Here is a 24,345-nt window from a genome sequence, read left to right on the forward strand (position 1 = left end):
CCCATGTGTCGGCTCCCCGCCCCCCCCTGAGGGCGGGCGGGCGCCGCTCCGCGATGCGCGCGGTACTCGTCCTTATTGCGGCTTTGGTGGCGTTCATTGCGGTCGGCGGCTTGGGGACGCTCGCGGTCGGGCTCGGCGCCAGTCGGGTCGTCACCGATTCACACGAGTTGCCGACCGGCCTTCGGACATTGACCATCGACACGGGTGACGTTCCAATGGGCGTTCGCCTCATTACCGACGCCGACGCCGACCGGCCACGCGTGCATCTACGCGTACTCACAAGGGCCGCTGACACGCGATTGACAATTGCGAATGATGCCTCTGGCAGCCGGGTCGCTCTCGGCGGCAGCGGATCTGGATTCCCTTTCTCCATTGGCGCAGACACCCGGGAAATCAAGGTCATCCTTCCGCCAGACGTCGCGAGAGAACTGCGCGTGACGGTCACTCACCGAACCGGTTCGATCACGAGCGAGGCAGATGTCGATCAACTGATTGCCAAAACCGATACCGGCACCGTCACGCTCAGCGGTTCGGCACGCTTGATTGATATCACGGTTCGAAACGGAGATATCAAGACTGGAACACGGATTGCGGTCACCGAATCATTCAGGGCGATAACCCAATCCGGCCGCATCTCAGTGGAATTTCGCGCAGTTCCGCGCATTACCGAAGCGATCGGCTCAGGCCAGGTGACTCTTGGATTGCCTGGTCCAGCACCGTATCGCATAAGTGCTGAGTCCGCGGGACCCCACGGCAATGTGGTCGTGACTGTACCCCAAACCACCGACCTGAACGCCGCCGAGGTGACCGCCCGTTCGACGAGCGGCAATGTGGTGATAACCCAGAACCGCTGAGCTCCCAGCACAGCGCACCGGCTTGCCGCCATAGCAATCTCCGGTCCGCCTCAGCAAAGATTGGAAAAGAGTGCGGCAAACCGTTCATCGCCGGGGAGTGCGCCAGATGTCGAATCGGCATCCGAGGCGATGACGCGCGCCGCGATCAGTCGGGGCGGCGCGGCGTCGCGATTGAGCTCCGCATCATCAGCGCGGTGGCGCAGCTCCCGTCCGCACGGCTTCCCGCGATCCGACGAGGACTTCAGGCAATATTGGCTGTATGGATAGTGGCGCAGGCTCACCCCGGGTTCTCGTGGTCGACGACGATCCCGATGTGCTGGCCTCACTGGAGCGCGGATTGCGGCTGTCCGGATTCGATGTGTCCACCGCCGTCGACGGCGCCGAGGCGCTGCGCAGCGCGACCGAGACCCGGCCCGACGCGATCGTCCTGGACATCAACATGCCTGTGCTCGACGGAGTCAGCGTGGTCACGGCGCTGCGCGCGATGGATAACGACGTGCCGGTCTGCGTGCTCTCAGCGCGCAGCTCGGTTGACGACCGGGTCGCCGGTCTGGAGGCCGGAGCAGACGACTACCTGGTCAAACCGTTCGTGTTGCAGGAACTGGTCGCCCGGGTGAAGGCGCTGCTGCGCAGGCGCGGGTCCACCGCGACCTTCTCCTCGGAAACCATTCAGGTCGGACCTTTGGAAGTCGACATCCCCGGCCGGCGCGCGCGCGTCAACGGTGTCGACGTCGACCTGACCAAACGCGAATTCGACCTGCTTGCGGTGCTGGCCGAGCACAAGACCGCCGTGCTGTCGCGCGCACAGCTGCTCGAGCTGGTCTGGGGCTACGACTTCGCCGCCGACACCAACGTGGTCGACGTCTTCATTGGCTACCTGCGCCGCAAGCTCGAGGCGGGTGGCGCTCCCCGGCTCCTGCACACCGTTCGCGGAGTGGGATTCGTGCTCCGAACTCAGTGATGTCCCTGCTGTCCCGGATCTTCCGCCGAACCCCGTCGCTACGCACCCGCGTGGCGCTGGCCACCGCGATCGGCGCGGCGATCGTCGTCGTCATCGTGGGAACGGTCGTCTGGGTCGGCATCACCAATGACCGCAAGGAACGCCTCGACCGCCGACTCGACGAGGCGGCCGGCTTCGCGATCCCATTCCTGCCACGGGGCCTGGACGAAATCCCGAAGTCGCCGACCAACCAGGACGCGGTCATCACCGTGCACCGCGGTGACGAGGTGGCGTCCAACTCCGATGTCGTACTCCCCCAGCTCGAACCTGGATACGCCGACACCTACGTCGACGGCGTGCGGTATCGCGTCCGCACCGTCGACATCCCCTACTACCCCGGGCCGATGTCGGTGGCCGTCGGCGCCACGTACGACGCCACGATTGCCGACACCAACAACCTGCACCGGCGGGTGATCATCATCTGCGTGTTCGCCGTCGGCGCCGCGTCGGTGTTCGGTTGGGTACTGGCGGCTTTCGCGGTGCGCCCGCTCAAGAGCCTGGCCCAACAGACCCGCCAGATCGATGCCGGCGACGAGGACCCCGACGTCGAGGTGCGCGGCGCCACCGAGGCCGTCGAGATCGCCGAGGCGGTCAAGGGCCTGGTCGAACGCGTGTGGAAAGAGCAGGACCGGACCAAGGCCGCGCTGGCGTCGGCGCGCGACTTCGCGTCCGTCTCCGCCCACGAACTGCGCACTCCGTTGACCGCGATGCGGACCAACCTCGAGGTGCTGTCGACCCTCGACCTGCCCGAGGACCAGCGCAAAGAGGTGGTCAACGACGTGATCCGGACACAGTCGCGGATCGAGGCGACGCTCGGCGCGCTGGAACGCCTGGCACAGGGTGAGTTGTCGACCGCCGACGACCACGTGCCCGTCGACATCACGGAGTTACTGGACCGCGCCGCCCACGACGCGATGCGCGTCTACCCCGACCTGGAGGTGTCGTTGGTGCCTGCGCCGACGGTGATCATCGTGGGCCTGCCCGCCGGTCTGCGGTTGGCGGTCGACAACGCGATCGCCAACGCCGTGAAGCATGGTGGAGCCACGCGGGTTCAACTGTCGGCGGTCAGTTCACGAGCGGGCGTGGAGATCGCGATCGACGACGACGGCGTCGGCATCCCAGAGGAGGAGCGCTCGGTCGTGTTCGAACGCTTCTCTCGCGGATCGACGGCGTCGGTGTCGGGCTCGGGGCTCGGCCTGGCGCTGGTCGCACAGCAGGCCGAATTGCATGGCGGCACAGCTTCTTTAGAGGAAAGCCCGCTCGGCGGCGCTCGGCTGCTGCTGCGCCTGCCGGGCCATCAGTGAGCTTTGGCGCGAAACTGAAGTTCTGCACGAAGATTTGCCGTTCGGACGCGCATTTCTTCAGTTTCGGCGGCAGGTCAGCGGGTCGCCAGCAGGTCGATGACGAAGATCAGCGTCTTACCCGACAGCCGGTGCCCACCGCCGGCGGGACCGTAGGCCTGCTCCGGCGGGATGACGAGCTGTCGACGACCGCCGACCTTCATGCCCGGAATGCCGTCCTGCCACCCCTGGATGAGTCCGCGCAGCGGGAACTCGATCGACTCTCCGCGGTTCCACGAGCTGTCGAACTCTTCGCCGGTGTCGTACTCCACGCCGACGTAGTGCACTTCGACGTTGCCGCCGGGCACCGCTTCAGCACCGTCGCCGACGACCAGGTCCGTGATCACCAACTCGGTGGGCGGAGGGCCGTCGGGAAATTCGATTTCGGGCTTCTGCCCTGAACTTGAAGTCACCGCACCCACGGTAGTCGGGCAGACTGGTGCTGTGACCAAAGACCAAGACATTCTCGACCAGGTCAACAAGCTGGTCGCCGAGGAGCAGGACCTGCGGGCCAAGCTCCAGAACCGCGAGATCGACGAGTCGGAGGAACATCGTCGGCTGAAGGCCGTCGAGGTGCAGCTCGACCAGTGTTGGGATCTGCTGCGGCAGCGCCGGGCCCTTCGAGAGACCGGCGGCGATCCACGCGAGGCCGAGGTGCGTCCGCCCGATGAGGTCGAGGGCTACCTCAACTGAGTTCGCGTTACGCCACCGGAGCCGCCCCGGCGGCGACATACGACGCAGTCGTCGTCGGTGGCGGGCACAACGGCCTCGTTGCCGCCGCCTACCTGGCCAAGGCGGGTCGTCGGGTACGGGTGCTGGAGCGCCTGGATCATGTCGGCGGCGCGGCGGTATCCGCGCACGCCTTTGAGGGAGTCGACGCCCGCTTGTCGCGGTACTCCTACCTCGTCAGCCTGCTGCCCCGACGCATCGTCGACGACCTCGGCGCGCGGGTGCGCCTGATACGTCGCCGCTACTCGTCGTACACACCCGACCCGACGACCGGCGGCCGCACCGGACTGCTGATCGGCCCCACGTCGACATTCGACGCGATCGGCGCAGCCGACGACGGGTCGCGATTCGCCGAGTTCTACCGCCGGTACGGTGGCCTGGTCGAGCGGCTGTGGCCGACGCTGCTGGAACCGCTACTGACGCGACGCCAGGCGCGTGCTCTCGTGGATGACGAAGCCATATGGCGGTCGATGGTCGATGAGCCGATCGGACACGCGATTACCTCGGCCGTCGACAACGACGTGGTACGCGGCGTGATGGCCACCGACGCGTTGATCGGAACCTTCGCCCGCCTCGACGACGCGTCTTTGGTTCAAAATGTCTGCTTTCTCTACCACCTGCTCGGCGGCGGAACCGGTGACTGGAATGTGCCGATCGGCGGGATGGGCGCCGTCACCGGTGCGCTAGCGGCGGCGGCCACCGGTTTCAGTGCCGAAATAACCTGCGGTGCACAGGTATACGCGATCGATCCGGACGGCGATGTGCGCTACCGCTGCAACGGTGTCGATCACACGGTCCACGCAAAGGTGGTTCTGGCCAACGTCACGCCCGGCGTGCTCGCCGGCTTACTGGGTGAGCAACCGCCGGAATCGACGCCGGGTGCGCAGGTCAAGGTGAACCTCATGCTGCGGCGCCTACCGCGATTGCGCGACGACGCCGTCACACCCGAGCAGGCGTTCGGCGGAACGTTCCACATCAACGAGACATTCAGCCAGTTGGATTCTGCATACCTGCGCGCGGCCGACGGTGTGGTACCCGTTCCACTACCGTGCGAGATCTACTGTCACTCACTGACCGATCCATCCATCCTGTCGGACAGACTTCGTGCCGCAGGAGCGCAGACGTTGACGGTGTTCGGGTTGCATACTCCCCACCGCTTGATGTCGTCCGGCGACCCGGACCGGATGCGGGACACGTTGACGTCGGCGGCGCTCAGTTCGTTGAATTCCATCTTGGCCGAACCGATCCACGATGTGTTGATGAAGGATTCGGCAGGCCGATTGTGCATCGAGACGAAGACGACGTTCGACCTCGAACACTCGCTCGGCATGACGGGCGGGCATATCTTTCACGGCGCGTTGACGTGGCCGTTCGCCGAGGACGACGAACCACTCGACACCCCGGCTCGACGCTGGGGCGTGGCGACCGCACATGAGCGAATCCTGTTGTGCGGATCGGCTTCACGCCGCGGTGGTGGAGTCTCAGGTATCGGTGGACACAATGCCGCGATGGCAGTGCTGGAAGGCTAATCGGCCGAAAACTTGACGAGTATCTCGCGCAGCGCCGCGAGGTCGGCTTGGTCCAGGTTCGCGAGGGCCTCTGGTGCCGGGTCGTCGACCGCGTCGATCTTGGCCACCATGGAGCATCCCGCATCGGTGAGTGACACCCGCTTGCACCGGCGATTCGCTGGATCCACCTGACGCACCACGAGCCCGCGCTTTTCCAAGTCATTGACCGCGACCGTCGCGGCCGGCGCGTCGATGGTCGCGGCGTGCGCCAACTCCTTGACGGTCATCGGCCGTCGGCTCAACCGCCGCAGGATGCGCACCCTGCTGAACGGCAACTCGGACTGCTCGACAACCGCCCTCTTCCAACTGTCGTGGTTTTCGACGACGAAGGCCGCCATCGCGCGCCACGCCTCATCAGCTACGGACATCGGCCGCCACCAACGGCTCCAGTCGATCGGCCGACCGCAACGCCCTGCCGGACGTCGAGTAGAAGCCGAGCATGATGATCGCCACCCCGAGCGCCGCGCAGATCAGCCACAGCGGCCGGGTGGCCTCCGCGAAGTCCGGGCCCATCCCGACCAGCGCGCCGCCTGCAACCGAACCACACAGCGCCACACCGATACTCACGCCGACCTGCCTGCTGGTCGAGGCGATAGCCGAGGCCGCCCCCGCCCGGTCGGTCGGCATGCCGCTGACCGCCGCATTGGTCACCGGGGCGTTGACCATCGAGAATCCGATACCGAAGACGGCGAAGATCACCAGCAGCTGCCAGACCGGCGTCGTCGCCGACAGCTGGGCGAGCATGACCGTCGCCGCCGTGATGAGCGTCCCGGCGATCAACAGCGACGGCCGAGCGCCGAACCGACCGACCATCCGGCCCGACAGCGGCGAGAACACCAGCGCCCCAACGGCTATCGGCAGATAGATCAAGCCGGTGTGAAACGCCGAGAAACCGCGCGCGTCCTGCAGGTACAACGACATCATGAACAGGAACGCACCCCACGAGGCGAACGCGCACACCGCGATCATGGTCGCCGATGCGAACGGGATGCTCCGGAAGAACCTCAGATCGACGAACGGGTCCCGCCTGCGCGCCTCGTACGCCACGAAGCCGACGAAGGCCGAGACCGCGCCGACCGCCACGGCGACGGTACGAACGTCTCCCCAACCCAACCCCGGACCCTCGATGAGCACGAAGACGAGGCCGAACAGGAACGCCATGCCCAGCAACTGCCCGATCGGATCGACGTCGCGCATGGTCAGCGACTTGGACTTCGGAACGAAGACGACCGTCAGCAGAATCGCCACCGCGCAGATCGGCAGATTGATCCAGAACACCGCGCGCCAGTTGGTCCACTCGATGAGCACACCGCCGACGATCGGCCCCGCGGCCATCGAGATGCCCACGACTCCACCCCATATGCCGATGGCCCGAGCGCGCTCCACCCTGCCGGTGAACACCTGCGTGATGATCGACATCGCGACCGGGTTCATCATCGAGCCACCGATCGCCTGCAGGAAGCGTGCGGCGATCAGCGTCTCGATGTTCGGCGCCAGGCTGCACAGCAGCGATGCGACCGCGAACACCGTCAGCCCGATCTGAAACGTGCCTCGACGGCCGAAGCGGTCGGCGGCCGCGCCCGACAACAGCAGCAACGACGCCAACACCAGCGTGTAGATGTCTATCACCCACTGCATTTGCGGCCCGCTGGCGTCGAGGTCGGCGCGGATGTTGGGAATCGCGACGTTGACGATCGTCGCGTCCATCGACACGATCAGCAGGCTCAGGCAGCAGGTCACCAAAATGATGGCCTTGCGCCGAGCGCTCAATGATCCGACGACGGTTTCATTCACCCAACAATTGTGAAACTACAACTGTTCGTCCGGCAAGGCGCCTGGCAGTGAGATGCGCGACGCCGAAAGTGGGATTACGCCACGCTCTGGACGCTCAGAACGTGCGGGTAACCCACGTTCGACGCAAGGCGCCAACGGACCTAGCGGCTGCTGACGTCCTTGTAGTCGCGCTCGGTGTAACCGGTGTAGACCTGGCGCGGACGGCCGATCTTGCCGCTGCCCTCGTCGTGCATCTCACGCCAGTGCGCGATCCACCCGGGCAGCCGGCCGAGCGCAAACAGCACGGTGAACATGCGCGTCGGGAAGCCCATCGCCCGGTAGATCACGCCGGTGTAGAAGTCGACGTTCGGGTAGAGCTTGCGCTCGATGAAGAAGTCGTCGGTGAGCGCGGCTTCCTCGAGAGTCCGTGCGATGTCCAGCATCTCGTCGTCGCCGCCGAGCTTGCCGAGGATCTTGTCGGCCTGCTCCTTGACGATGCGCGCCCGCGGGTCGTAGTTCTTGTAGACCCGGTGACCGAAGCCCATCAGCTTCACGCCGTCCTCGCGGTTCTTCACCTTCTTGATGAACTCGTGGACGTCGAAGTCGGCCTGACGGATCTTCTCCAACATCTCCAGCACCGCCTGGTTGGCGCCGCCGTGCAGCGGGCCCCACAGCGCGTTGATGCCACCGGAGATCGACGTGAACAGGTTGGCCTGCGACGAGCCGACCAACCGCACCGTCGACGTCGAGCAGTTCTGCTCGTGGTCGGCGTGCAGGATGAACAGCATGTCCAGCGCGCGGACGATCTCGGGATCGACCTCGTAGGGCTCGGCCGGGAAGCCGAACGTCATCCGCAGGAAGTTCTCGACCAGAGTCAGCGAGTTGTCCGGGTACAGGAACGGCTGGCCCGCCGACTTCTTGTAGGCATACGCGGCGATGGTCGGCAGCTTGGCCAGCAGCCGGATCGTCGACAGCTCGACCTGGTTGTCGTCGAACGGATCCAACGAATCCTCGTAGTAGGTCGACAGCGCGTTGACCGCGCTGGACAGCACCGGCATCGGGTGGGCGTTGGCCGGGAAGCCGTCGAAGAACCGCTTGAGGTCCTCATGCAGCAGCGTGTGCCGCTGAATCCGGGTGGTGAACTCCGCGAGCTGTTCCTTGGTGGGCAGCTCACCGTAGATGAGCAGATAGCTGACCTCGATGAAGTTCGACTTCTCGGCGAGCTGCTCGATCGGGTAGCCGCGGTAGCGCAGGATGCCGGCGTCGCCGTCGATGTAGGTGATCGCACTCTTGGTCGACGCCGTGTTGACGAAGCCCTCGTCGAAGGTGGTGTAGCCGGACTTGGCCAGAAGTGAACCCAGCGCGATGCCATCGGCGCCTTCGGTGGCGGAAACGATGTCAAGGTCGAGCGTGCCACCGGGGTAGGAGAGGGTGGCTTGCCCTTCCCCACTCTTCGCGTTATCGGCCACGAGTTTCCCTTCGTCGCTGCTGGGAGTATTCGGACATTGCTCCTACAAAAGGTAGTCCCATTCCGGCACGCGTGCCCCGCCGGGGGCGGTCACTTGCTCAGACGGGCAGCCGCAGATTACCCAACAAGCCGGTGAACTCCGCGAAGACCGTCTCCAAGTGGTCGATCAGGTCGTCTAGGGACACCTGTGACCAGTCGCTGTTGACCTGCACGACATCGGTGAGCGCCGTCATTATCACCGCGCTCCACGTCGCGGATGTCAGCCGCACCCGGCGGTCGCTGAGGTCGACGCGCATGCGCCTGGCGATCGCGCGTTCGACCGCGTTGCCCCGGAAATCGGGGGTGATCTGCCGCAGCGTCGGCGACGACAGGATGATCCGGGCGATGCACAACACCCGCTCGGCTCGCAGATCATCGGGCCCCGCGTGCTTGGCCGCTTCCCCCATCGCGACGTAGGCGCGCAGGATCGCCTCCAGGTGGTTCAGTTCGGCGGGTTGGCGCTCCAACTCGACGGCGACTTCGTCGACGATTTCGTCGACCAGGGCCAGCGCGATGGAGTCCTTGGTCGGGAAGTACCGGCTAAAGGTGCGCGGTGAGACGTCGGCCACCGCGGCGATTTGGTCGACGGTGGTGTTGTCGAAACCCTGTCCGTTGCACAGTTCCACGGCGGCGTCGATGAGAGTCGCACGCGTGCGCTGTTTCTTGCGTTCTCGCAGCCCAACGGACTGCGCCCCCCTACCGTCAGGCACGAACGCGATCCTAACGGTCGAATCTATGAGAGAGCTAAGAATTCATCTGCTCCGAAAACATGATCAACGTCAGCATTTCGGGCCGGTGCCTCGCGGTAGCGAACGCCGGCACCTAAGGCTGCAGCCGCTCGATGCGCCCGTCCTGGAGGCGAATCCTGTTGTGCACCCGGTTCTCCCGGCCCTGCCAGAACTCGACCACGTCGGCGGCGATCAGGTAGCCACCCCAGTTCGGCGGGACAGGCACCGTGTCCTGACCTTCGAAGCGCCGCGTCACCTCGGCCAGTTGTTCCAGCAGCGCCGCGCGGGAGGCGATGGGCTTCGACTGGTACGACGCCCACGCGCCCAATTGCGACCCTCGCGGCCGCTTCGACCAGTACTCGGCGGTCTCCTCCGCCGACACCTTCGTCACGGGGCCGCGGACATGGACCTGGCGACCGGTCAGATACCAGGGGAAGGTGGCCGACGCGTACGGCGTCACCGCCAGCTGCTCGCCCTTGTCGGAGTCGTAGTTGGTGTAGAAGGTGATGCCGGTGTCGTCGACGCTCTTGCACAACACCGACCGGGTGACGGGCCGTCCCCCGCTGTCGACCGTCGCGACGACCATGGCGTTGGGTTCGGCCACGCCGGCGCGCTCGGCGTCGGCTAACCACTTGCGCAGCAACATAACCCAGCCGTCGGCCAGCCAATCCACGTCCAGGTCGGGACTGCCGTCCTTTTCCGCCGAACCGTATTCCACCCGCATCCTCGCCAAGTGTTCTGGGCTTACCTCCGCCACGCGCCAACGCTACGCCCACACCGGCTGACGTCGTGTCCGCAACCGCCAGATGAGCGCCGTTTCACAGGTGCGAGAATCTGGCCATGAGCGCGGTGCCCGAAGACTTCGTACCCGGCCTCGAAGGCGTCGTCGCCTTCACCTCTGAGATCGCCGAACCCGACAAGGACGGCGGCGCTCTGCGCTACCGCGGCGTCGACATCGAGGATCTGGTTAACCAGCGGGTCACCTTCGGCGACGTGTGGGCGCTGCTGGTCGACGGCAAGTTCGGCAACGGTCTGCCGCCCGCCGAACCGTTTCCACTTCCGATCCACAGCGGCGACGTGCGCGTCGACGTCCAGGCCGGTCTGGCGATGTTGGCCCCGATCTGGGGCTACCCCCCGCTGCTCGACATCGACGACGCGACCGCCCGCGAGCACCTCGCCCGGGCCTCGGTGATGGCGCTGTCCTACGTCGCGCAGTCGGCGCGGGGGATCTATCGCCCCGCGGTCCCGCAGCGCACCATCGACGAATGTTCAACCGTGACAGAGCGATTCATGACTCGCTGGCAGGGCGACCCGGACCCCCGGCACGTCGAGGCCATCGACGCCTACTGGGTCAGCGCCGCCGAACACGGTATGAACGCCTCGACCTTCACCGCTCGCGTGATCGCGTCGACCGGCGCCGACGTCGCGGCCGCCCTGTCCGGGGCGATCGGCGCGATGAGCGGGCCGCTGCACGGCGGCGCCCCGGCCCGGGTGATCCCGATGATCGAGGAGGCCGAGAAGACCGGCGACGCCCGCGCGGTGGTCAAGGGCATCCTCGACCGCAACGAGAAGCTGATGGGCTTCGGGCACCGGGTGTACCGCGCCGAGGACCCGCGGGCCCGGGTGCTGCGCGCGACGGCCAAGCGGCTCGAGGCCCCGCGCTACGAGGTCGCGGCCGCCCTCGAGCAGGCCGCCCTTGCCGAACTGCGGGAGCGCCGACCCGATCGCGCCATCGAGACCAACGTCGAGTTCTGGGCGGCGGTGATCCTGGACTTCGCCCAAGTGCCGACCAAGATGATGCCCGCGATGTTCACCTGCGGGCGCACCGCGGGCTGGTGTGCGCACATCCTCGAGCAGAAGCGGCTCGGCAAGCTGGTGCGCCCGTCGGCGATCTACGTCGGGCCGGCGCCGCGCAGCCCCGAGTCGGTCGAGGGCTGGGACCAAGTCGTCCGGTCGTGACTGCGCCCTCGATCCTGGAGACGTTCGCCTCAGCGGCACACAGTTTCGCGGACCTCGTCGGCCGCATTCCCGCCGACGCGTGGTCCGGGCCTGGTCTGAGCGAGTGGGACCTGCGTTCGCTTGTCGGGCACACGTCGCGCTCGCTGACGACGGTGCTCACGTACCTCGAGACCACCGCTGAGGCCGAGGACATCGCCACGCCGCAGGAGTACTACGCACGGGTGAACCCAACGGCGCTGGGCTTGAATCCCGCCGATGTGGCCGAGCGCGGCAGGCAGGCGGGGCGCGACCTCGGGGACGATCCGGCGGGGGCCGTCGAGGGCCTGGTCGCGCGGACGCTGGCACGCCTGGACACGGTGGACGATCCGTCGATCCGGGTGCTCGGCGGGCTGGGCATCCGGCTGCGGACCTATCTGCCGACGCGGACATTCGAGCTGGCCGTGCACAGCCTGGATATCGCACGCGCCGTTGGTCTTTCGTTGACGTTGCCCGGTGCGGTGTTGGAGGAGGCGTTGGTGTTGGCGGCGCGTATCGCCGCCGAGCATCAGGGCGAGACGGTGCTGATGGCGCTGACGGGTCGCGAGGCTCTGCCGCCGTCATTCTCGATCGTCTGAAGCCTCTGATCTGTCGGTGGGCAGTGGTTGCATGACCGCGTACCGATGAATTGCGTCCGCTCGCCGAGTCGGTACTGGTAACCCGCCCGCGGGCCTAACCCGAATAGAAAAGGAGCTCTCCACATGGCCATCGACTTTGAACCAGCGGTCTCGCCCATGCTCACGGTCAGCGACGGCGCCGCAGCCATCGACTTCTACGTCAAGGCCTTCGGCGCCGAGGAACTCGGCCGCGTGCCGGGGCCCGACGGCAAGAGGTTGTTTCACGCCGCGCTCCGCATCAACGGGGCGCTGGTGATGCTGAACGACGACTTCCCGGAGATGAACGACGGCAAGTCTGCGACACCGGAAGCGCTCGGCGGCTCGCCAGTGACCATCCATCTGACGGTTACCGATGTAGACGCCAAGTTCCAGAAGGCCGTCGACGCCGGCGCGACGGTTGTCATGCCGCTCGGTGACATGTTCTGGGGCGATCGCTACGGCGAGTTGCGCGACCCGTTCGGGCATGTGTGGTCGATGGGCCAGCCGGTGCGTGAAGTCAGCCCCGAGGAGATCGAGAAGGCGGTGCAGCAGCACCAGTGACGGAGCTAGCGGCGCAGGCCGGCCAGTAGGCGCCGGCCGAGCCCGGGTCCGCGGGAGTCGGCCGCGGCGGAGAGCATGTCGGGGACCGCGGTGAACTTCACGCGCGGTCGTTCGTCGCCGCCGCGGGCGACTTCGGCGGCATCGATCGCCTTCCACCCGGCGGAGTCGACCATGTCGGGCCGCCTGCTGCGGACGAGTTTGTCGAGTGCCGCGGGCTTGTGCACGGGATCGCGCAACCTGCCCTCGTTGTAGTCGGCGACGAGGTTGTGCACGGTCTGCGCGGCGCACGACTTGTTGGTGCCGATGAAGCCCGTCGGTCCGCGTTTGATCCAGCCCGCGACGTAGCTGCCGGCAACGGGTGCACCCGAGCGCGGGTCGACGACGCGACCACCGTCGTTGGGCACGACCGCCGCGGACTCGTCGAAGGGCAGGCCGCGAATCGGTTTGCCGCGGTAGCCGATCGAGGTCAACACCAACCCCGCCTCGACCCGACGCACCTCGTCGGTGCCGGTGACCGTGAACTCCATCGCCTCGGCGCGGACGTCACCGACGACGCGCTTCGGCGTGAGCGAATAGGCCAGCCGGATACGGGGTCGCGTCACCGGCGCGGAGGTATCCGCCAGCTTGCTCAGGATCTCCAACTTGTTGCGGGTCAACCGATCCTCGGTAGCGGCCAGGTCGCGCTCCACCAACGCGTGGTCCTCCGGCGAGAGCACCACCTCGCACGCAGACGTCAGCCCGATCAGCTCGGGCAGCGTGAACGCCGAGCCGGCGGGGCCGCGGCGGGCCGCGATCACCACCTCGGTCACCTTCGATGCGCGCAGCACGGCGAGCGCGTGATCGGAGATGTCGGTGCTCGCAAGGACATCGGGCGGTGTGGTGAGTATCCGCGCGACGTCGAGGGCGACGTTGCCGTTGCCGACGATGACCACGCGCTCGTGACTCAAATCGATGGGCAGCGAGTCGAAGTCGGGGTGGCCGTTGTACCAGGCGACGAACTCGGTGGCAGTACCCGTACGGGGCAGGTCCATTCCCGCGATGTCGAGCCGGCGGTCGTTAGGCGCCCCGACGGCGTAGAGGACGGCGTGGTGATGCTCGAGCAGTTCGTCGTGGGTGACGTCGTTGCCCACCTCGACGTTGAGGTAGAAGGTGAATCCCGGTTGGGCCGCGACCCTGTCGAACAGCTTGGTTACGCGTTTGGTGCTCTGGTGGTCGGGGGCGACGCCGGCGCGCACCAACCCGTATGGCGTGGGCAGCCGCTCGAAAACGTTGACGCGCACCCCTTTCTGGGTGAGTAGCTCGTCGGCGGCATACATCGCCGCCGGTCCCGATCCGACGATCGCCACGGTGAGCGGTCCACCCGCCCTCGGATACACCACCGGTGCCTCGATGACCGGCGCCAGTTTCGATGTCGGCGGTAGCTTTCCGTCCGGTTCGGGATAGAACGCGGCGTTCAACTCGACGAACGGGAGCTGTGCGGGCGTCAACTTCGAATCATGCGATATCGCGCCGACCGGGCACGCCGACACGCATGCACCGCAGTCCACACACGCCACCGGATCGATGTAGAGCATCTCGGCGGTGGCGAAGCCGGGCTCATCGGGCGTCGGGTGGATGCAGTTCACCGGACACGCGTAGACACATGACCCGTCGCTGCAACACGACTGGGTGATCACATGGGGCACAAGCGCTCCCTACGCGGCAGCGACCACGTGCTGGCGAGCCGGTTCGCTGCGGAAGCGGCTGGGCGGACCGTCGATCCTGCACATCCGCCACACGAGCTTGGCGAACGAGTTCATCAGCCCGGTGTCGTGGCAGAGCATCCGGACGTCGCCGAACATGTCGCGCAGGAACTGCCTCGACTTGGGTGCGCGGAAGAACAGCTCCTTGCGCACCGAGCGCGGGATGTCGAACTCCCGCCAGAACGACCTCGGCGGCACGATGATCGCCTGGCACAGCACCCGCATGATGATCGGCACGTTCCACGACAGCCAGAACCGCTGCCGGCGATTCAGATGCGGCAGGCGCTTGCGCAGATACTCGTGGGCGAACGAGATGTGGCGCGCTTCCTCGGCGACGTGGATCGCCATCACCCGCTCCATGATCGGATGCAGTTCTTTGCCCTCGCGCAGCACGTTCTTCTGGGTGTGGTCGATCGGTTCCTCGCCGGCGAGCACGCCGAAGAAGAACGGGATCGGCAGCGGCCCGGCGATCAGCGGGATGAACGGCGACAGCCAGCGCAGCATGCGCGGCATGCCCGGCACGTCCGCGCCGATGCGGTTGACCATCTCCTGGAACATCATCGTGTGGTTGCACTCTTCGACCGACTCGTGCAGGCAGTACCGGTATTCGGGCGACCCGTTGGGCACCCAGAACGCGTAGTTCGTCAGGCCGCGGATGAGGATGATCTCGAACTGCAACCCGACCTTGGCGACGTTGGCCTGCCGCCACATCCCGATCTCGATCTGCCGCTCCAGCGGCTGGGCCTGATACCAGGGATGTCCACCGAGCGGGTCGGTGGCGGGCAGTACCCAGCGGGGGTCGTTGTCGGTGACCGCGAACTCCGGAGAGTCCCAGTCGATGTCGGTGTACGGATTGAAATTCCGCCGCACCGAACCCTCGGACAGTGTGGTGAGGGTGTCGACGTAATCGGCGTCGTCGCTGACTTCCATGTTGCGACGCCATCGCCTGACCATTCGAGTCCGCGCCATCTTCAGCCTCCCCTATGAGGTTTACATTCGCGCCTCTGATGTCCAACAACGGTACCGGAGGTATCGCCTACTGAACATACCCCTCAACGCGATGTGTCACACCGGCTGAAATACGGTGTCATGTGATGGCGATCACACTGAGGTGACCCTTGGGCGGTTCGGGTGTTACCGGCTACCGAACTCCCCGACAGCGGCGGCCCTGGCGCCGTTGCGCACGACCGCGACGCCGGCTTCGGTCATGCCGCAATCGGTGATGATCGCCCGGTGGCCGGGACTGTTCATCCACCAGTTCACGGCTTCTGCGGGAACGGCGGCCACCCCGGTGCTCCAGAAAATGATCTCGCCCGCGTTGGAGAACTGCGTGTAGCCGGCGGCGGTGATGCGCTGGCCGACGGATGACCCGTCCGAACCGGTGTGGCTTCGCACATTGTTGGCCAACATGTCGTTGGCCTGCCGGGCCGCGGCCGCGCTCAGCTGTGGGTTCGCTGCGACCGGACCGCATCCGTTCGCGGCGCGGGCGACGTTGATCTCGTTGAGCAGCGCACCGTCGTCAGCGCCGTCGGCGTGAGCGGGTGTCGCAAGCATTGGGGCGCTGACAGCCGCCGCGGCTGCACACACAGAAATCAGGACCGAGCTTCTTCTACGACTGTTCACGTGCCCCCCTGGGCTCGAGCTTCAGTCCCCGACAGGTCACAGTATGGACACGGCGAGGTCTCTATGAAGCCCGTTTACCCACTTTCGTTACTTTTCTCTGCCGCCCCTCCCCACGGCGACGGCACAGGTCCGGTCATTACTGTTGACCGCATGTCGCAGCTGACGATTCCCGCCGACCTCAAACCGCGCGACGGCCGCTTCGGCTGCGGGCCCTCCAAGGTCCGACCGGAACAGCTCAGTGCGCTCGCCGCAGCGGGCGACCTGTTCGGCACCTCGCACCGCCAGGCGCCGGTGAAAAACCTGGTCGGCCGGGTGCGCGAAGGGCTGCGCCAGCTGTTCTCGCTGCCCGACGGCTACGAGGTGATCCTCGGCAACGGCGGCACTACCGCGTTCTGGGATGCGGCGGCGTTCGGCCTCATCGACAAGCGGTCGCTGCATCTCACGTACGGGGAGTTCAGCGCGAAATTCGCCTCGGCCGTCGCCAAGAACCCGTTCGTGGGCGATCCGGTCGTCGTCAAGGCCGACCCGGGCAGCGCACCGGAGCCGACCTCGGACCCGTCGGTCGACCTGATCGGCTGGGCACACAACGAGACCTCGACCGGTGTCGCGGTCCCCGTGCGGCGCCCCGACGGGTCGGGCGATGCATTGATCGCGATCGACGCGACGTCTGCGGCGGGCGGGCTTGAAGTCGACATCACCGAATCCGACGTCTACTACTTCGCTCCGCAGAAGAACTTCGCGAGCGACGGCGGACTGTGGCTGGCGATCATGTCGCCGGCCGCGCTCGCCCGCGTCGAGGCGATCGCGAACTCGGGCCGCTGGGTCCCGGAGTTCCTGTCGCTGCCGATCGCGATCGAGAACAGCCTCAAGAACCAGACCTACAACACCCCGGCGATCGGCACCTTGATCATGCTGGCCGAGCAGCTGGACTGGCTGCTGGGCAACGGCGGGCTGGACTGGGCGGTCAAGCGCACGGCGGACTCGTCGCAGCGGCTGTACGGATGGGCCGACGCGGCCAAGTTCGCCACACCGTTCGTCGCGGATCCGGCCTTGCGTTCGCAGGTGGTGGGCACCGTGGACTTCAACGACGACATCGACGCCGCGGCCGTGGCCAAGACGCTGCGGGCCAATGGCATCGTCGACACCGAGCCCTATCGCAAGCTCGGCCGCAACCAGCTGCGGGTGGGGATGTTCCCGGCCGTGGAGCCCGACGACGTCAGCGCGCTCACGGCGTGCATCGATTGGGTGGTGGAGCGGCTTTAGCCGCGACCAACAGGCGGGGAGCGGCTTTAGCCGCGACCAACAGGCGGGGAGCGGCTTTAGCCGCGACCAACAGGGCCGGGCGGCTTCCGCTGTCCGCGTGTCCTACCAGGTAACGCCCGGATAACGCAGTAGTGTCCGGTTGATCGGGCTTTGCGCTAGCCCGGAGGAGGTCGCCATGCGGGAACTCAAAGTCGTCGGACTCGATGTGGACGGCAAACGAATCATCTGCGAGGTCGACGGCTCCGGCGAGAAATTCACGCTGCGGCGCGACGATCGGTTGCGGGCCGCCGTTCGAGGTGACCAGATGGGTTCGAGCCAGACACGAGACGAGGCCGAGGTTCACAACGTGTTGCGCCCCAGAGAGATTCAATCGCGGATCAGGGCGGGCGCGTCCATCGAGCAGGTCGCCCAGGCGTCGGGTGTCGACGTGGCCCGTGTCGAGCGGTTCGCCCACCCAGTGTTACTCGAACGTTCCCGCGCCGCCGAGCTGGCGACGGCCGCGCACCCGGTTCTTCCCGACGGTCCGTCGGTGCTGACCCTGCTGGAGACGGTCACGACGGCGTTGATCGCGCGCGGGCTCGACCCCGACGCCCCCGCATGGGATGCGTGGCGCAACGAGGACGGCCGCTGGACCGTGCAGCTGGCGTGGAAGGCGGGGATGTCCGACAACGTCGCCCACTTCCGGTTCACCCCCGGCGCCCACGGCGGGACGGTGACGGCGTTCGACGACGCGGCCTCCGAGCTGATCGACCCGAACTTCTCGCGCCCGCTGCGTCCGGTCGCCGCGCTGCCCGAGTTTGCGGCTGAGGCCGAGAAGCCGACGCTTCCGATTGAGCCCCCGGTGCAGGTCAGTCCACCGGAACCGCAGCCCGAGGCGGAGGCCGAAGCGGTCGCACCGAAGCAGCCCAAGGCGCGCAGGGGTAAGGCCAAGCCGGCGGTCCCGGCGTGGGAGGACGTTCTGCTGGGCGTGCGGTCCAGCGGCCAGCGCTGACGTACCGCGCCAGGTCAGCCGCTCAACGCAACGGCGAAAACCACCAACCACGCCGCAGCCACGCCGACGCCGGAGCCCAACACGAACCACCGCCACACCGGCCGGTCGCGCCACCCCCATACCGTCGGGGCCAGGCCGCCGACCGCGACCAGGTTGAGTCCGATCGCCAGCAGCGGGTGCAACCTCAACAGTCCGAGGCTGAGCACGACGATCGCGGCGGCGACGACCGCCGCGACAAACCCCGCCACCGTCAACCCCATCGCCCACGGCGTCGAGTCGTCGGCCATCTCATTCACTCCGCGTCGCTCCGCTCAATCTCGCCGGTGCCCAATCTAACCCGCTCATAGAACGCCAGGGCCGCAGCGGTCGCGACGTTGAGCGAGTCGGTTCCCCGCGACATCGGAATCCGCACCCGCAGATCGGCCGCACGCATCGTCCGCTCGGTGAGCCCCGGCCCCTCCGCCCCGACGAGGATCGCCACCTTGTCGTCGGCGACGCCCGCCATCGCGTCGGCCAGGGTGCTTGCGGTAGGCGTGGGTGTCATCGCCAACAGACGAAACCCATTGTCCTGCAACAACTTCAGGTCATCAGGCCACGACTGCGCCCATGCGTAGGGCACGAGCAGCGCATGGCCCATCGACACCCGAACGGCTCGCCGATACAGCGGGTCGGCGCAGCCCGTGCCGAACACGACCGCATCCACGCCGAGACCGGCCGCGTTGCGAAAGATCGAGCCGAGGTTCTCGTGGTCGTTGACGCCTTCAAGGACCGCGACGGTGCGGGCACCGTTCAACACCTCGGCGACCGTCAACTCGCGCGGCCGCGATGCCGACGCCAGCACGCCGCGGTTGAGGTGAAAGCCAACCACTTCGGCCATCACATCGGCGGGGACCCGGTAATAGGGGGCCGAGACGCCGACGAGGTCGCCCGCGAGTTCCTGCAGCCGGCGGTCGGTGCCCATCATCGCGCGCGGCGCGAACCGCGAGGCCAGCATGCGTTGCACCACCAGCACGCCTTCGGCGATCACGAGCCCCTTGCCGGTGGGCAGGTCGGGTCTGCGGTCGACGCTGTTGAGATCGCGAAAGTCGTCGAGTCGCGGATCGGAGGGATCGTCGACGTCGATCACAGTGTGCGTCACGGCAGGCGCGCTCGGCCGGCACCGCAGCGCGGTGGGCTACCTTTCATAGCGATGACCCCGCAACCGCCCCCGTTGCCCGCCAGCCTGCTCAGGCCGGCTCCGGTCATCGTCGCGATCGCGGCCGGTTGGGTCGTCGCTGCGATCCTGGCGTTCACGGTGACCGGTCTACACGAATGGCGGCCGTACACGGTGGCCGGGCTGGGCGTCGGCGCCCTTGGCACGGCGATCTGGTTGTGGCAACGTCGCGCCGTGCGTCGCGGATCGCGCGGGGCGCAGAGCGGACTCACCTAGCGCGAGATGAGCAGACAGGAGAAGGCTATGGCAGCCCCGATGTTGCAGGCCGAGACGACGATCAACGCCCCGGTGGCGAAGGTGTGGGAGCTGGTCTCGAACCTCAAGAACATGCCGCGGTGGAGCCCGCAGTGCCGGGTCATGAAGACGTTCGGCCCGCTGCAGCCGGGTGCGCGGACGATCAACCTCAACCGGCGCAAGTTCCTGATGTGGCCCACCACGAGCCGGATCATCGAGGTGGTCCCGGAGAAGAAGCTGGCGTTTCGGGTCAACGAGAACAACACCGTGTGGAGCTACGAGCTCGAGCCCACCGAGACCGGCACCCGTCTGGTGGAGACCCGTCACGCGGAGAACGGGGTCAAGCCGGTGTCGACGATGTTGGTCAACGCGGTGATGGGCGGCGTGCCCAGCTTCGAACGTGAACTCGTCGAGGGGATGAACGAAACTCTCGCGCGGATCAAGGCCGCGGCCGAAAGCTAACCGCTAGTCGGACGGTTCGGTCAGGTCGAGCACGCCGTCGTCGTAGGGATCGAAGAGCGGGGATCCGCCGCCCGCGGGCTGGGGCGTGTCCGAGTGTGCGCCGCAACCGTATTCGGAGTCGACGACGTGCCCGTCGGCGGAGAACTCGTTGGCACAGACGCCGAACGTCGTGCCCAGGGCACCGGCCAGCGGAAGGTAGAACCCGCAGTCGCGGCACACCCGCCGCGTCGAGCGCGCCATCGCCGAACCCGGGCCGTACTCGCCGTCGTGCCAGCGTTGCGCCGCGTCCATGCGGCCCCATCGACTGAGCACCTGGCGACGGCCCAGACCCACCTCGAGTGCGAGGTCGTCGATCTGCGGGTCGCCGGTCGCCATGTAGCCGGGCACCAGACGCGGGTCGTCGGGGTGCGGGGCGAGAAGATCTCCCGGGCCCAGATCGCCGGGCTGGACGCGTTCCTGCCACGGCACCCACTTCGGCGCCAGCAACGCCGTCGGCCCCGGAACCAGCACCACCTCGCTGATGGTGGCGTGGTCGGCGCCGGGCCACGCCGCGACCACGACGGCCCACTGCCATCCCCGGTAGCCGGGCATATCGGCGAGGAAGCGGTGCGTGGCCGCGGTCGGGTCCTCGAAGCTGGCGCCCAGGTACTCACCGACGGTGTCTTCGCCGCTGAACTCGACGATCGCCGCACGTGCGTCGTCGACGGCGCCCAGGAGTACCGCCTCCAGATCCGGCCGCTCGGCGGATTCGGTCACGCTTTCCATCGCCCTCAATACTGCCTGACCGGCGAACCGCCAGCCACACCGGTTGGCTGCACGCCCGCGACCGCTTCGATGGTGGAGAATCGACATCGTGACCGGACCGCGTCGTGACCCCCGAGACTCTGCGGGTCGGCGCGACCCTCGGTACTACCCGCCACGGCCGCCCGCCGGCGACCGCTGGGGCGACGACCGGTGGAGTGATGAACACCCGGGGATGGCGAACTACCCGAGCGACCCGAGCTACCGTCGTCCGCGGCGCAGCGGACCGACGCCCAGCGCCAACCGCTGGCTTCCTCCACTCGATGAGCCCACGCGCGAATTCGGCGCCACGCCACCGCCGCACCGGATGGGCAGCGGCGCGGGCGAAAAGGTCACCGTCACACGGGCGGCCGCGCAGCGCAGCCGCGAGATGGGTTCCAGGATGTACGGCCTGGTGCACCGGGCGGCGACCGCGGACGGTGCCGACAAGTCGGGGCTGACCGCGTTGACGTGGCCGGTGGTGGCGAACTTCGCCGTCGACGCCGCGATGGCGGTCGCGCTGGCCAACACGTTGTTCTTCGCGGCGGCCTCCGGGGAGAGCAAGGGCAAAGTCGCGCTGTACCTGTTGATCACGATCGCGCCGTTCGCCGTCATCGCCCCGCTCATCGGGCCCGCGCTGGACCGGTTGCAGCACGGCCGCCGCGTCGCGCTGGCCACGTCGTTCGCGTTGCGCACGGCGCTCGCGGTGGTGCTGATCGCCAACTACGACGGTGTCACCGGCAGCTTCCCTTCGTGGGTGCTCTATCCGTGCGCGCTCGGAATGATGGTGCTGTCCAAGTCATTCAGTGTGTTGCGTAGCGCGGTGACGCCGCGGGTGTTGCCGCCGACCATCGACCTGGTGCGGGTGAACTCGCGGCTGACCACGTTCGGTCTGCTCGGCGGCACGATGGTCGGCGGCGCGGTGGCCGCGGGTGCGGAGTACCTGTTCAAGTTGTTCCAGATGCCCGGTGCCTTGTACGTGATCGTCGCGGTATCGGTGGCGGGTGCCGCGCTGGCGATGCGGATCCCGAAATGGGTCGAGGTCACTGAGGGCGAGGTTCCTGCGACGCTGAGCTACCACGGTCGCACGGGCGAACTGCGGCGCGGCATCGAGCATCTGCCTCCGCCGAAGTCGGCGCGGCAGCCGTTGGGCCGCAACACCATCGCCGCACTGTGGGGCAACTGCACCATTAAGGTGATGGTGGGCTTCCTGTTCCTGTATCCGGCGTTCGTCGCCAAGTCGCATGACGCCAGCGGGTGGGAGCAGCTGCGCATACTCGGACTGATCGGCGCGGCCGCGGCCATCGGCAACTTCGCGGGCAACTTCACCAGCGCGCGCCTCGAGCTGGGCCGTCCAGCGCAGGTGGTGGTGCGCTGCACGATCGTCGTCACCCTCGCGGCGCTGGCCGCGGCGCTGACCGGCAACCTGCTGGTCGCCGCGATCGCCACGCTGCTCACGTCGGGGGCCAGCGCGATCGGCAAGGCCTCGCTGGACGCGTCGCTGCAGGACGACCTGCCCGAGGAGTCGCGCGCCTCGGCGTTCGGCCGCTCGGAGTCGGTGTTGCAGTTGGCCTGGGTCGCCGGCGGTGCGGTCGGCGTGCTCGTCTACACCGAACTGTGGGTGGGCTTCACGGCGATCACCTCGGTGCTGATCCTCGGTCTGGCGCAGACCGTGGTGAGCTACCGCGGTGATTCGCTGATTCCGGGTCTGGGCGGCAACCGACCCGTGCTGGCCGAGCAGGAGGGCGGACGCACGGAGACCGCGGCGGTGGCGCACGAGTGAAACGCATGATCGCCGCGCTCGTCGCGGTGGTGATCCTCGCGTCGGTGGGTACCGGTGTGCTCATCTGGTGGCTCAGCGGCAACGACGACTCACCGAAATACCCTGAGATCAGCGCGTATTCGCACGGACACCTCGTGCGGGTCGGCCCGTACCGCTACTGCGAGGTGCTCAACCCCACCAAGTGTGAGGTCTTTCAAGACCAGGGCGAACTGCCCGTCACCGAGAGCGACGCGGTGCAGCTGTCGGTGCCACCGGCGATCGCCAGGGCACCGTGGGTGTTGCTGCGCCAGTATGAGGATTCCGACGTTGTCGAGGAGTTCCGCCCGGGGACGCGACTGGCGGTGACGATCCCGACCGTCGACCCGCGGCGCGGCAAGCTCACCGGGCTCGCCGTGCTGCTGCCCACGCTGGTGCGCATCGACGACGAGGAGGTGCCGGCGCCGCACGCCGAGTGGTCGGTGCGCACGGTCTGGTCCTGAGTCGGCGTCACCCGGCGCCGTGGCCCTCTTCGACCCGCTCGCCCGCGCGCGTCGGACCCGGCGGTGTCCCGTCTCCGAACGGCCTGCCGCCCAGGGCTTCTCGACCGTGCGGTGTCAACCAGTTGGCCAGATCTGGTCCTTTCGGCACGACCTGCGTCGGGTTGATGTCGGTGTGCACGATGTAGTAGTGCTGCTTGATCTGAACGAAGTCGATGGTGTCGCCGAACCCCGGGGTCTGGAACAGGTCGCGGGCGTATGCCCACAGCACGGGTAGCTCGGCGAGCTTCTGGCGGTTGCACTTGAAGTGCCCGTGATAGACGGGGTCGAAGCGAGCCAACGTGGTGAACAGCCGCACGTCGGCCTCGGTGATGGTGTCGCCCACCAGATATCGCTGGCCGTCCAGGCGCTCGGAGAGCAAGTCGAGCGCGAAGAACAATCTGTCGTAGGCCTTGTCGTAGGCCTCCTGCGATCCGGCGAACCCGCACCGGTACACGCCGTTGTTGATTTCGGTGTAGATACGGTGGGCCACTTCGTCGATCTCGTCGCGGTGATTCTCGGGGTAGAGGTCGGGTGCGCCGTCGCGGTGGTACTGCGTCCACTCGGTGGAGAAGTCGAGCGTGATCTGCGGGAAGTCGTTGGTGACGACCTCACCAGTCGGCACGTCGACGATCGCGGGGACCGTGATGCCCTTGTCGTAGTCGGGGAAACGCTTCAGATAGGCGTCTTTGAGCCGGGGGATTCCCAGCACCGGGTCGACGCCGTCCGGATCGAGGTCGAACGTCCAGCTGTCCTGGTCGTGGGTGGGCCCGCAGAAGCCGATGGACAGGGCGTCTTCAAGTCCGAGCAGCCGTCGGACGATGATCGTGCGGTTCGCCCACGGGCAGGCCCGCGCGACGACGAGCCGATAGCGGCCGGGTTCGACGGGATACCCGTCGCGGCCATCGGCGGTGATACGAGTGCCGATGTACTTGGTGTCGCGGTTGAACTCGCCACCGGAGTCGGATTTGTCGGCCACATATGCCATGGGCTCGATTCTTCCCCGCCGACTCTGAACATATGCGCGTTCAATTGGGAAAAGCTCGGACACAAGTTCAGATTCGCGGAACCGAGCCGGCGACCGCGCC

At 67.1% G+C, this 24,345-nt stretch carries 28 protein-coding genes; 14 read left to right on the forward strand and 14 right to left on the reverse strand.

Annotation, left to right across the window (positions count from 1 at the left end; translation table 11 throughout):
• A partial coding sequence (locus A5790_RS25020; protein WP_231987892.1) for a DUF4097 domain-containing protein occupies window positions 1-854 on the forward strand: 854 nt, incomplete at its 5' end.
• A gap of 50 nt (window positions 855-904) precedes the next feature.
• On the opposite strand, the gene A5790_RS25890 is transcribed toward A5790_RS25020, so the two are convergent.
• Window positions 905-1,135 (reverse strand): hypothetical protein, encoded by a 231-nt coding sequence (locus tag A5790_RS25890; protein ID WP_156656506.1) that lies wholly within the window; start codon window positions 1,133-1,135, stop codon window positions 905-907.
• On the opposite strand from A5790_RS25890, the gene prrA reads away from it, so the two are divergent.
• Window positions 1,105-1,815 carry a two-component system response regulator PrrA gene (gene prrA, locus A5790_RS25025; protein WP_197696891.1) on the forward strand — a complete coding sequence of 237 codons (711 nt, stop codon included), beginning with the start codon at window positions 1,105-1,107 and terminating at the stop codon, window positions 1,813-1,815. The two genes, A5790_RS25890 and prrA, sit on opposite strands and share 31 nt — an antisense overlap.
• Window positions 1,815-3,158: a HAMP domain-containing sensor histidine kinase gene (locus A5790_RS25030; protein WP_066850485.1), complete on the forward strand. Its 1,344-nt coding sequence runs from the start codon at window positions 1,815-1,817 to the stop codon at window positions 3,156-3,158. The genes prrA and A5790_RS25030 overlap by 1 nt, the downstream gene beginning before the upstream one ends.
• Window positions 3,159-3,232: 74 nt before the next feature.
• Here A5790_RS25030 and A5790_RS25035 read toward each other — a convergent pair whose 3' ends face one another.
• Window positions 3,233-3,616: an FKBP-type peptidyl-prolyl cis-trans isomerase gene (locus tag A5790_RS25035; protein ID WP_197696889.1), complete on the reverse strand. Its 384-nt coding sequence runs from the start codon at window positions 3,614-3,616 to the stop codon at window positions 3,233-3,235.
• Between the two features lie 22 nt (window positions 3,617-3,638).
• On the opposite strand from A5790_RS25035, the gene A5790_RS25040 reads away from it, so the two are divergent.
• Together A5790_RS25040 and A5790_RS25045 are read left to right on the forward strand one after the other, a co-directional pair.
• The gene (locus tag A5790_RS25040) at window positions 3,639-3,887 is read left to right on the forward strand and encodes a DUF2630 family protein (RefSeq protein ID WP_066850487.1); all 249 of its coding nucleotides are present in this window, start codon (window positions 3,639-3,641) and stop codon (window positions 3,885-3,887) included.
• Complete coding sequence (locus tag A5790_RS25045) at window positions 3,884-5,452, forward strand: NAD(P)/FAD-dependent oxidoreductase (protein WP_066850489.1); 1,569 nt, start codon at window positions 3,884-3,886, stop codon at window positions 5,450-5,452. The genes A5790_RS25040 and A5790_RS25045 overlap by 4 nt, the downstream gene beginning before the upstream one ends.
• Here the strand turns inward: A5790_RS25045 and A5790_RS25050 are convergent.
• From A5790_RS25050 to pdxH, 5 genes are all read right to left on the reverse strand, one after another.
• Window positions 5,449-5,859: a MarR family winged helix-turn-helix transcriptional regulator gene (locus A5790_RS25050; RefSeq protein ID WP_066850491.1), complete on the reverse strand. Its 411-nt coding sequence runs from the start codon at window positions 5,857-5,859 to the stop codon at window positions 5,449-5,451. The genes A5790_RS25045 and A5790_RS25050 overlap by 4 nt on opposite strands.
• Window positions 5,846-7,285: an MFS transporter gene (locus A5790_RS25055; RefSeq protein ID WP_066850493.1), complete on the reverse strand. Its 1,440-nt coding sequence runs from the start codon at window positions 7,283-7,285 to the stop codon at window positions 5,846-5,848. The genes A5790_RS25050 and A5790_RS25055 overlap by 14 nt, the downstream gene beginning before the upstream one ends.
• Window positions 7,286-7,425: 140 nt before the next feature.
• Window positions 7,426-8,733 (reverse strand): citrate synthase, encoded by a 1,308-nt coding sequence (locus A5790_RS25060; protein ID WP_082680721.1) that lies wholly within the window; start codon window positions 8,731-8,733, stop codon window positions 7,426-7,428.
• 97 nt (window positions 8,734-8,830) lie between these two features.
• Entirely contained in the window at window positions 8,831-9,481 is a 651-nt protein-coding gene (locus tag A5790_RS25065) for a TetR family transcriptional regulator (RefSeq protein ID WP_066810130.1), read from the reverse strand.
• A gap of 112 nt (window positions 9,482-9,593) precedes the next feature.
• A complete protein-coding gene (gene pdxH, locus A5790_RS25070) occupies window positions 9,594-10,223 on the reverse strand; it encodes a pyridoxamine 5'-phosphate oxidase (protein WP_066850495.1) in 630 nt (209 codons plus the stop codon).
• Window positions 10,224-10,339: 116 nt separating this feature from the next.
• Between pdxH and A5790_RS25075 the strand changes: the two genes are divergently transcribed.
• The 3 genes from A5790_RS25075 (at window position 10,340) to A5790_RS25085 (ending at window position 12,651) form a co-directional block, all read left to right on the forward strand.
• Complete coding sequence (locus tag A5790_RS25075; RefSeq protein ID WP_066850497.1) at window positions 10,340-11,458, forward strand: citrate synthase 2; 1,119 nt, start codon at window positions 10,340-10,342, stop codon at window positions 11,456-11,458.
• A complete protein-coding gene (locus A5790_RS25080; protein WP_066850499.1) occupies window positions 11,455-12,072 on the forward strand; it encodes a maleylpyruvate isomerase N-terminal domain-containing protein in 618 nt (205 codons plus the stop codon). Before A5790_RS25075 ends, A5790_RS25080 begins: the two co-directional genes overlap by 4 nt.
• Window positions 12,073-12,195: 123 nt before the next feature.
• Entirely contained in the window at window positions 12,196-12,651 is a 456-nt protein-coding gene (locus A5790_RS25085) for a VOC family protein (RefSeq protein WP_066850501.1), read from the forward strand.
• A 5-nt stretch (window positions 12,652-12,656) separates the two neighbouring features.
• Here the strand turns inward: A5790_RS25085 and A5790_RS25090 are convergent, their stop codons facing one another.
• The 3 genes from A5790_RS25090 to A5790_RS25100 all read right to left on the reverse strand — a co-directional run bounded on the left by A5790_RS25090 (window position 12,657) and on the right by A5790_RS25100 (window position 15,947).
• Window positions 12,657-14,336, reverse strand: coding sequence for an FAD-dependent oxidoreductase (locus tag A5790_RS25090; protein WP_066850503.1), 1,680 nt, complete (start codon window positions 14,334-14,336; stop codon window positions 12,657-12,659).
• Window positions 14,337-14,345: 9 nt separating this feature from the next.
• Window positions 14,346-15,362, reverse strand: coding sequence for a diiron oxygenase (locus tag A5790_RS25095; protein ID WP_066850504.1), 1,017 nt, complete (start codon window positions 15,360-15,362; stop codon window positions 14,346-14,348).
• Window positions 15,363-15,527: 165 nt separating this feature from the next.
• The gene (locus tag A5790_RS25100; RefSeq protein WP_082961882.1) at window positions 15,528-15,947 is read right to left on the reverse strand and encodes a CAP domain-containing protein; all 420 of its coding nucleotides are present in this window, start codon (window positions 15,945-15,947) and stop codon (window positions 15,528-15,530) included.
• A gap of 219 nt (window positions 15,948-16,166) precedes the next feature.
• On the opposite strand from A5790_RS25100, the gene serC reads away from it, so the two are divergent.
• Both serC and sepH read left to right on the forward strand, forming a co-directional pair.
• The gene (gene serC / locus A5790_RS25105) at window positions 16,167-17,279 is read left to right on the forward strand and encodes a phosphoserine transaminase (RefSeq protein WP_066850505.1); all 1,113 of its coding nucleotides are present in this window, start codon (window positions 16,167-16,169) and stop codon (window positions 17,277-17,279) included.
• Between the two features lie 175 nt (window positions 17,280-17,454).
• Window positions 17,455-18,270 (forward strand): septation protein SepH, encoded by an 816-nt coding sequence (gene sepH, locus A5790_RS25110; RefSeq protein WP_066850507.1) that lies wholly within the window; start codon window positions 17,455-17,457, stop codon window positions 18,268-18,270.
• Window positions 18,271-18,284: 14 nt separating this feature from the next.
• Here the strand turns inward: sepH and A5790_RS25115 are convergent, their stop codons facing one another.
• Together A5790_RS25115 and A5790_RS25120 are read right to left on the reverse strand one after the other, a co-directional pair.
• On the reverse strand, window positions 18,285-18,557 hold the full coding sequence (locus tag A5790_RS25115) for a DUF2537 domain-containing protein (protein WP_066850554.1): 273 nt from the start codon (window positions 18,555-18,557) through the stop codon (window positions 18,285-18,287).
• A 5-nt stretch (window positions 18,558-18,562) separates the two neighbouring features.
• On the reverse strand, window positions 18,563-19,408 hold the full coding sequence (locus A5790_RS25120; RefSeq protein ID WP_066850509.1) for an RNA methyltransferase: 846 nt from the start codon (window positions 19,406-19,408) through the stop codon (window positions 18,563-18,565).
• Between the two features lie 51 nt (window positions 19,409-19,459).
• Between A5790_RS25120 and A5790_RS25125 the strand changes: the two genes are divergently transcribed.
• The gene (locus A5790_RS25125) at window positions 19,460-19,699 is read left to right on the forward strand and encodes a DUF2530 domain-containing protein (protein WP_066850511.1); all 240 of its coding nucleotides are present in this window, start codon (window positions 19,460-19,462) and stop codon (window positions 19,697-19,699) included.
• A gap of 27 nt (window positions 19,700-19,726) precedes the next feature.
• A complete protein-coding gene (locus A5790_RS25130; protein ID WP_066850513.1) occupies window positions 19,727-20,179 on the forward strand; it encodes an SRPBCC family protein in 453 nt (150 codons plus the stop codon).
• Window positions 20,180-20,182: 3 nt separating this feature from the next.
• Here A5790_RS25130 and A5790_RS25135 read toward each other — a convergent pair whose 3' ends face one another.
• Window positions 20,183-20,944, reverse strand: coding sequence for a DUF3027 domain-containing protein (locus tag A5790_RS25135; RefSeq protein ID WP_066850515.1), 762 nt, complete (start codon window positions 20,942-20,944; stop codon window positions 20,183-20,185).
• Window positions 20,945-21,155: 211 nt separating this feature from the next.
• Here A5790_RS25135 and A5790_RS25140 point away from each other — a divergent pair, with 211 nt between their 5' ends.
• A complete protein-coding gene (locus A5790_RS25140) occupies window positions 21,156-22,742 on the forward strand; it encodes an MFS transporter (protein WP_197696893.1) in 1,587 nt (528 codons plus the stop codon).
• Window positions 22,739-23,221, forward strand: a complete 483-nt coding sequence (locus tag A5790_RS25145; RefSeq protein ID WP_066850519.1) for a DUF2771 domain-containing protein — start codon at window positions 22,739-22,741, stop codon at window positions 23,219-23,221. The genes A5790_RS25140 and A5790_RS25145 overlap by 4 nt, the downstream gene beginning before the upstream one ends.
• A gap of 7 nt (window positions 23,222-23,228) precedes the next feature.
• Here the strand turns inward: A5790_RS25145 and A5790_RS25150 are convergent, their stop codons facing one another.
• The gene (locus A5790_RS25150; protein ID WP_066850521.1) at window positions 23,229-24,245 is read right to left on the reverse strand and encodes a glutathione S-transferase family protein; all 1,017 of its coding nucleotides are present in this window, start codon (window positions 24,243-24,245) and stop codon (window positions 23,229-23,231) included.
• Window positions 24,246-24,345 lie beyond the last annotated feature (100 nt).

It is taken from the genome of Mycobacterium sp. 852002-51152_SCH6134967, assembly GCF_001667105.1.
GTDB classification, from domain to species: Bacteria; Actinomycetota; Actinomycetes; order Mycobacteriales; family Mycobacteriaceae; genus Mycobacterium; species Mycobacterium neumannii_A.

What these genes read in the sequence shown, in the direction of transcription:
- A5790_RS25030 (WP_066850485.1), top strand. Translation starts at nt 1,815, where the DNA reads ATGTCCCTGCTGTCCCGGATCTTCCGCCGAACCCCGTCGCTACGCACC.
- A5790_RS25050 (WP_066850491.1), bottom strand. Translation starts at nt 5,859, where the DNA reads ATGTCCGTAGCTGATGAGGCGTGGCGCGCGATGGCGGCCTTCGTCGTC.
- pdxH (WP_066850495.1), bottom strand. Translation starts at nt 10,223, where the DNA reads ATGCGGGTGGAATACGGTTCGGCGGAAAAGGACGGCAGTCCCGACCTG.
- A5790_RS25075 (WP_066850497.1), top strand. Translation starts at nt 10,340, where the DNA reads ATGAGCGCGGTGCCCGAAGACTTCGTACCCGGCCTCGAAGGCGTCGTC.
- A5790_RS25085 (WP_066850501.1), top strand. Translation starts at nt 12,196, where the DNA reads ATGGCCATCGACTTTGAACCAGCGGTCTCGCCCATGCTCACGGTCAGC.
- A5790_RS25095 (WP_066850504.1), bottom strand. Translation starts at nt 15,362, where the DNA reads ATGGCGCGGACTCGAATGGTCAGGCGATGGCGTCGCAACATGGAAGTC.
- A5790_RS25100 (WP_082961882.1), bottom strand. Translation starts at nt 15,947, where the DNA reads ATGCTTGCGACACCCGCTCACGCCGACGGCGCTGACGACGGTGCGCTG.
- serC (WP_066850505.1), top strand. Translation starts at nt 16,167, where the DNA reads ATGTCGCAGCTGACGATTCCCGCCGACCTCAAACCGCGCGACGGCCGC.
- sepH (WP_066850507.1), top strand. Translation starts at nt 17,455, where the DNA reads ATGCGGGAACTCAAAGTCGTCGGACTCGATGTGGACGGCAAACGAATC.
- A5790_RS25115 (WP_066850554.1), bottom strand. Translation starts at nt 18,557, where the DNA reads ATGGCCGACGACTCGACGCCGTGGGCGATGGGGTTGACGGTGGCGGGG.
- A5790_RS25125 (WP_066850511.1), top strand. Translation starts at nt 19,460, where the DNA reads ATGACCCCGCAACCGCCCCCGTTGCCCGCCAGCCTGCTCAGGCCGGCT.
- A5790_RS25130 (WP_066850513.1), top strand. Translation starts at nt 19,727, where the DNA reads ATGGCAGCCCCGATGTTGCAGGCCGAGACGACGATCAACGCCCCGGTG.
- A5790_RS25135 (WP_066850515.1), bottom strand. Translation starts at nt 20,944, where the DNA reads ATGGAAAGCGTGACCGAATCCGCCGAGCGGCCGGATCTGGAGGCGGTA.
- A5790_RS25140 (WP_197696893.1), top strand. Translation starts at nt 21,156, where the DNA reads ATGGCGAACTACCCGAGCGACCCGAGCTACCGTCGTCCGCGGCGCAGC.
- A5790_RS25150 (WP_066850521.1), bottom strand. Translation starts at nt 24,245, where the DNA reads ATGGCATATGTGGCCGACAAATCCGACTCCGGTGGCGAGTTCAACCGC.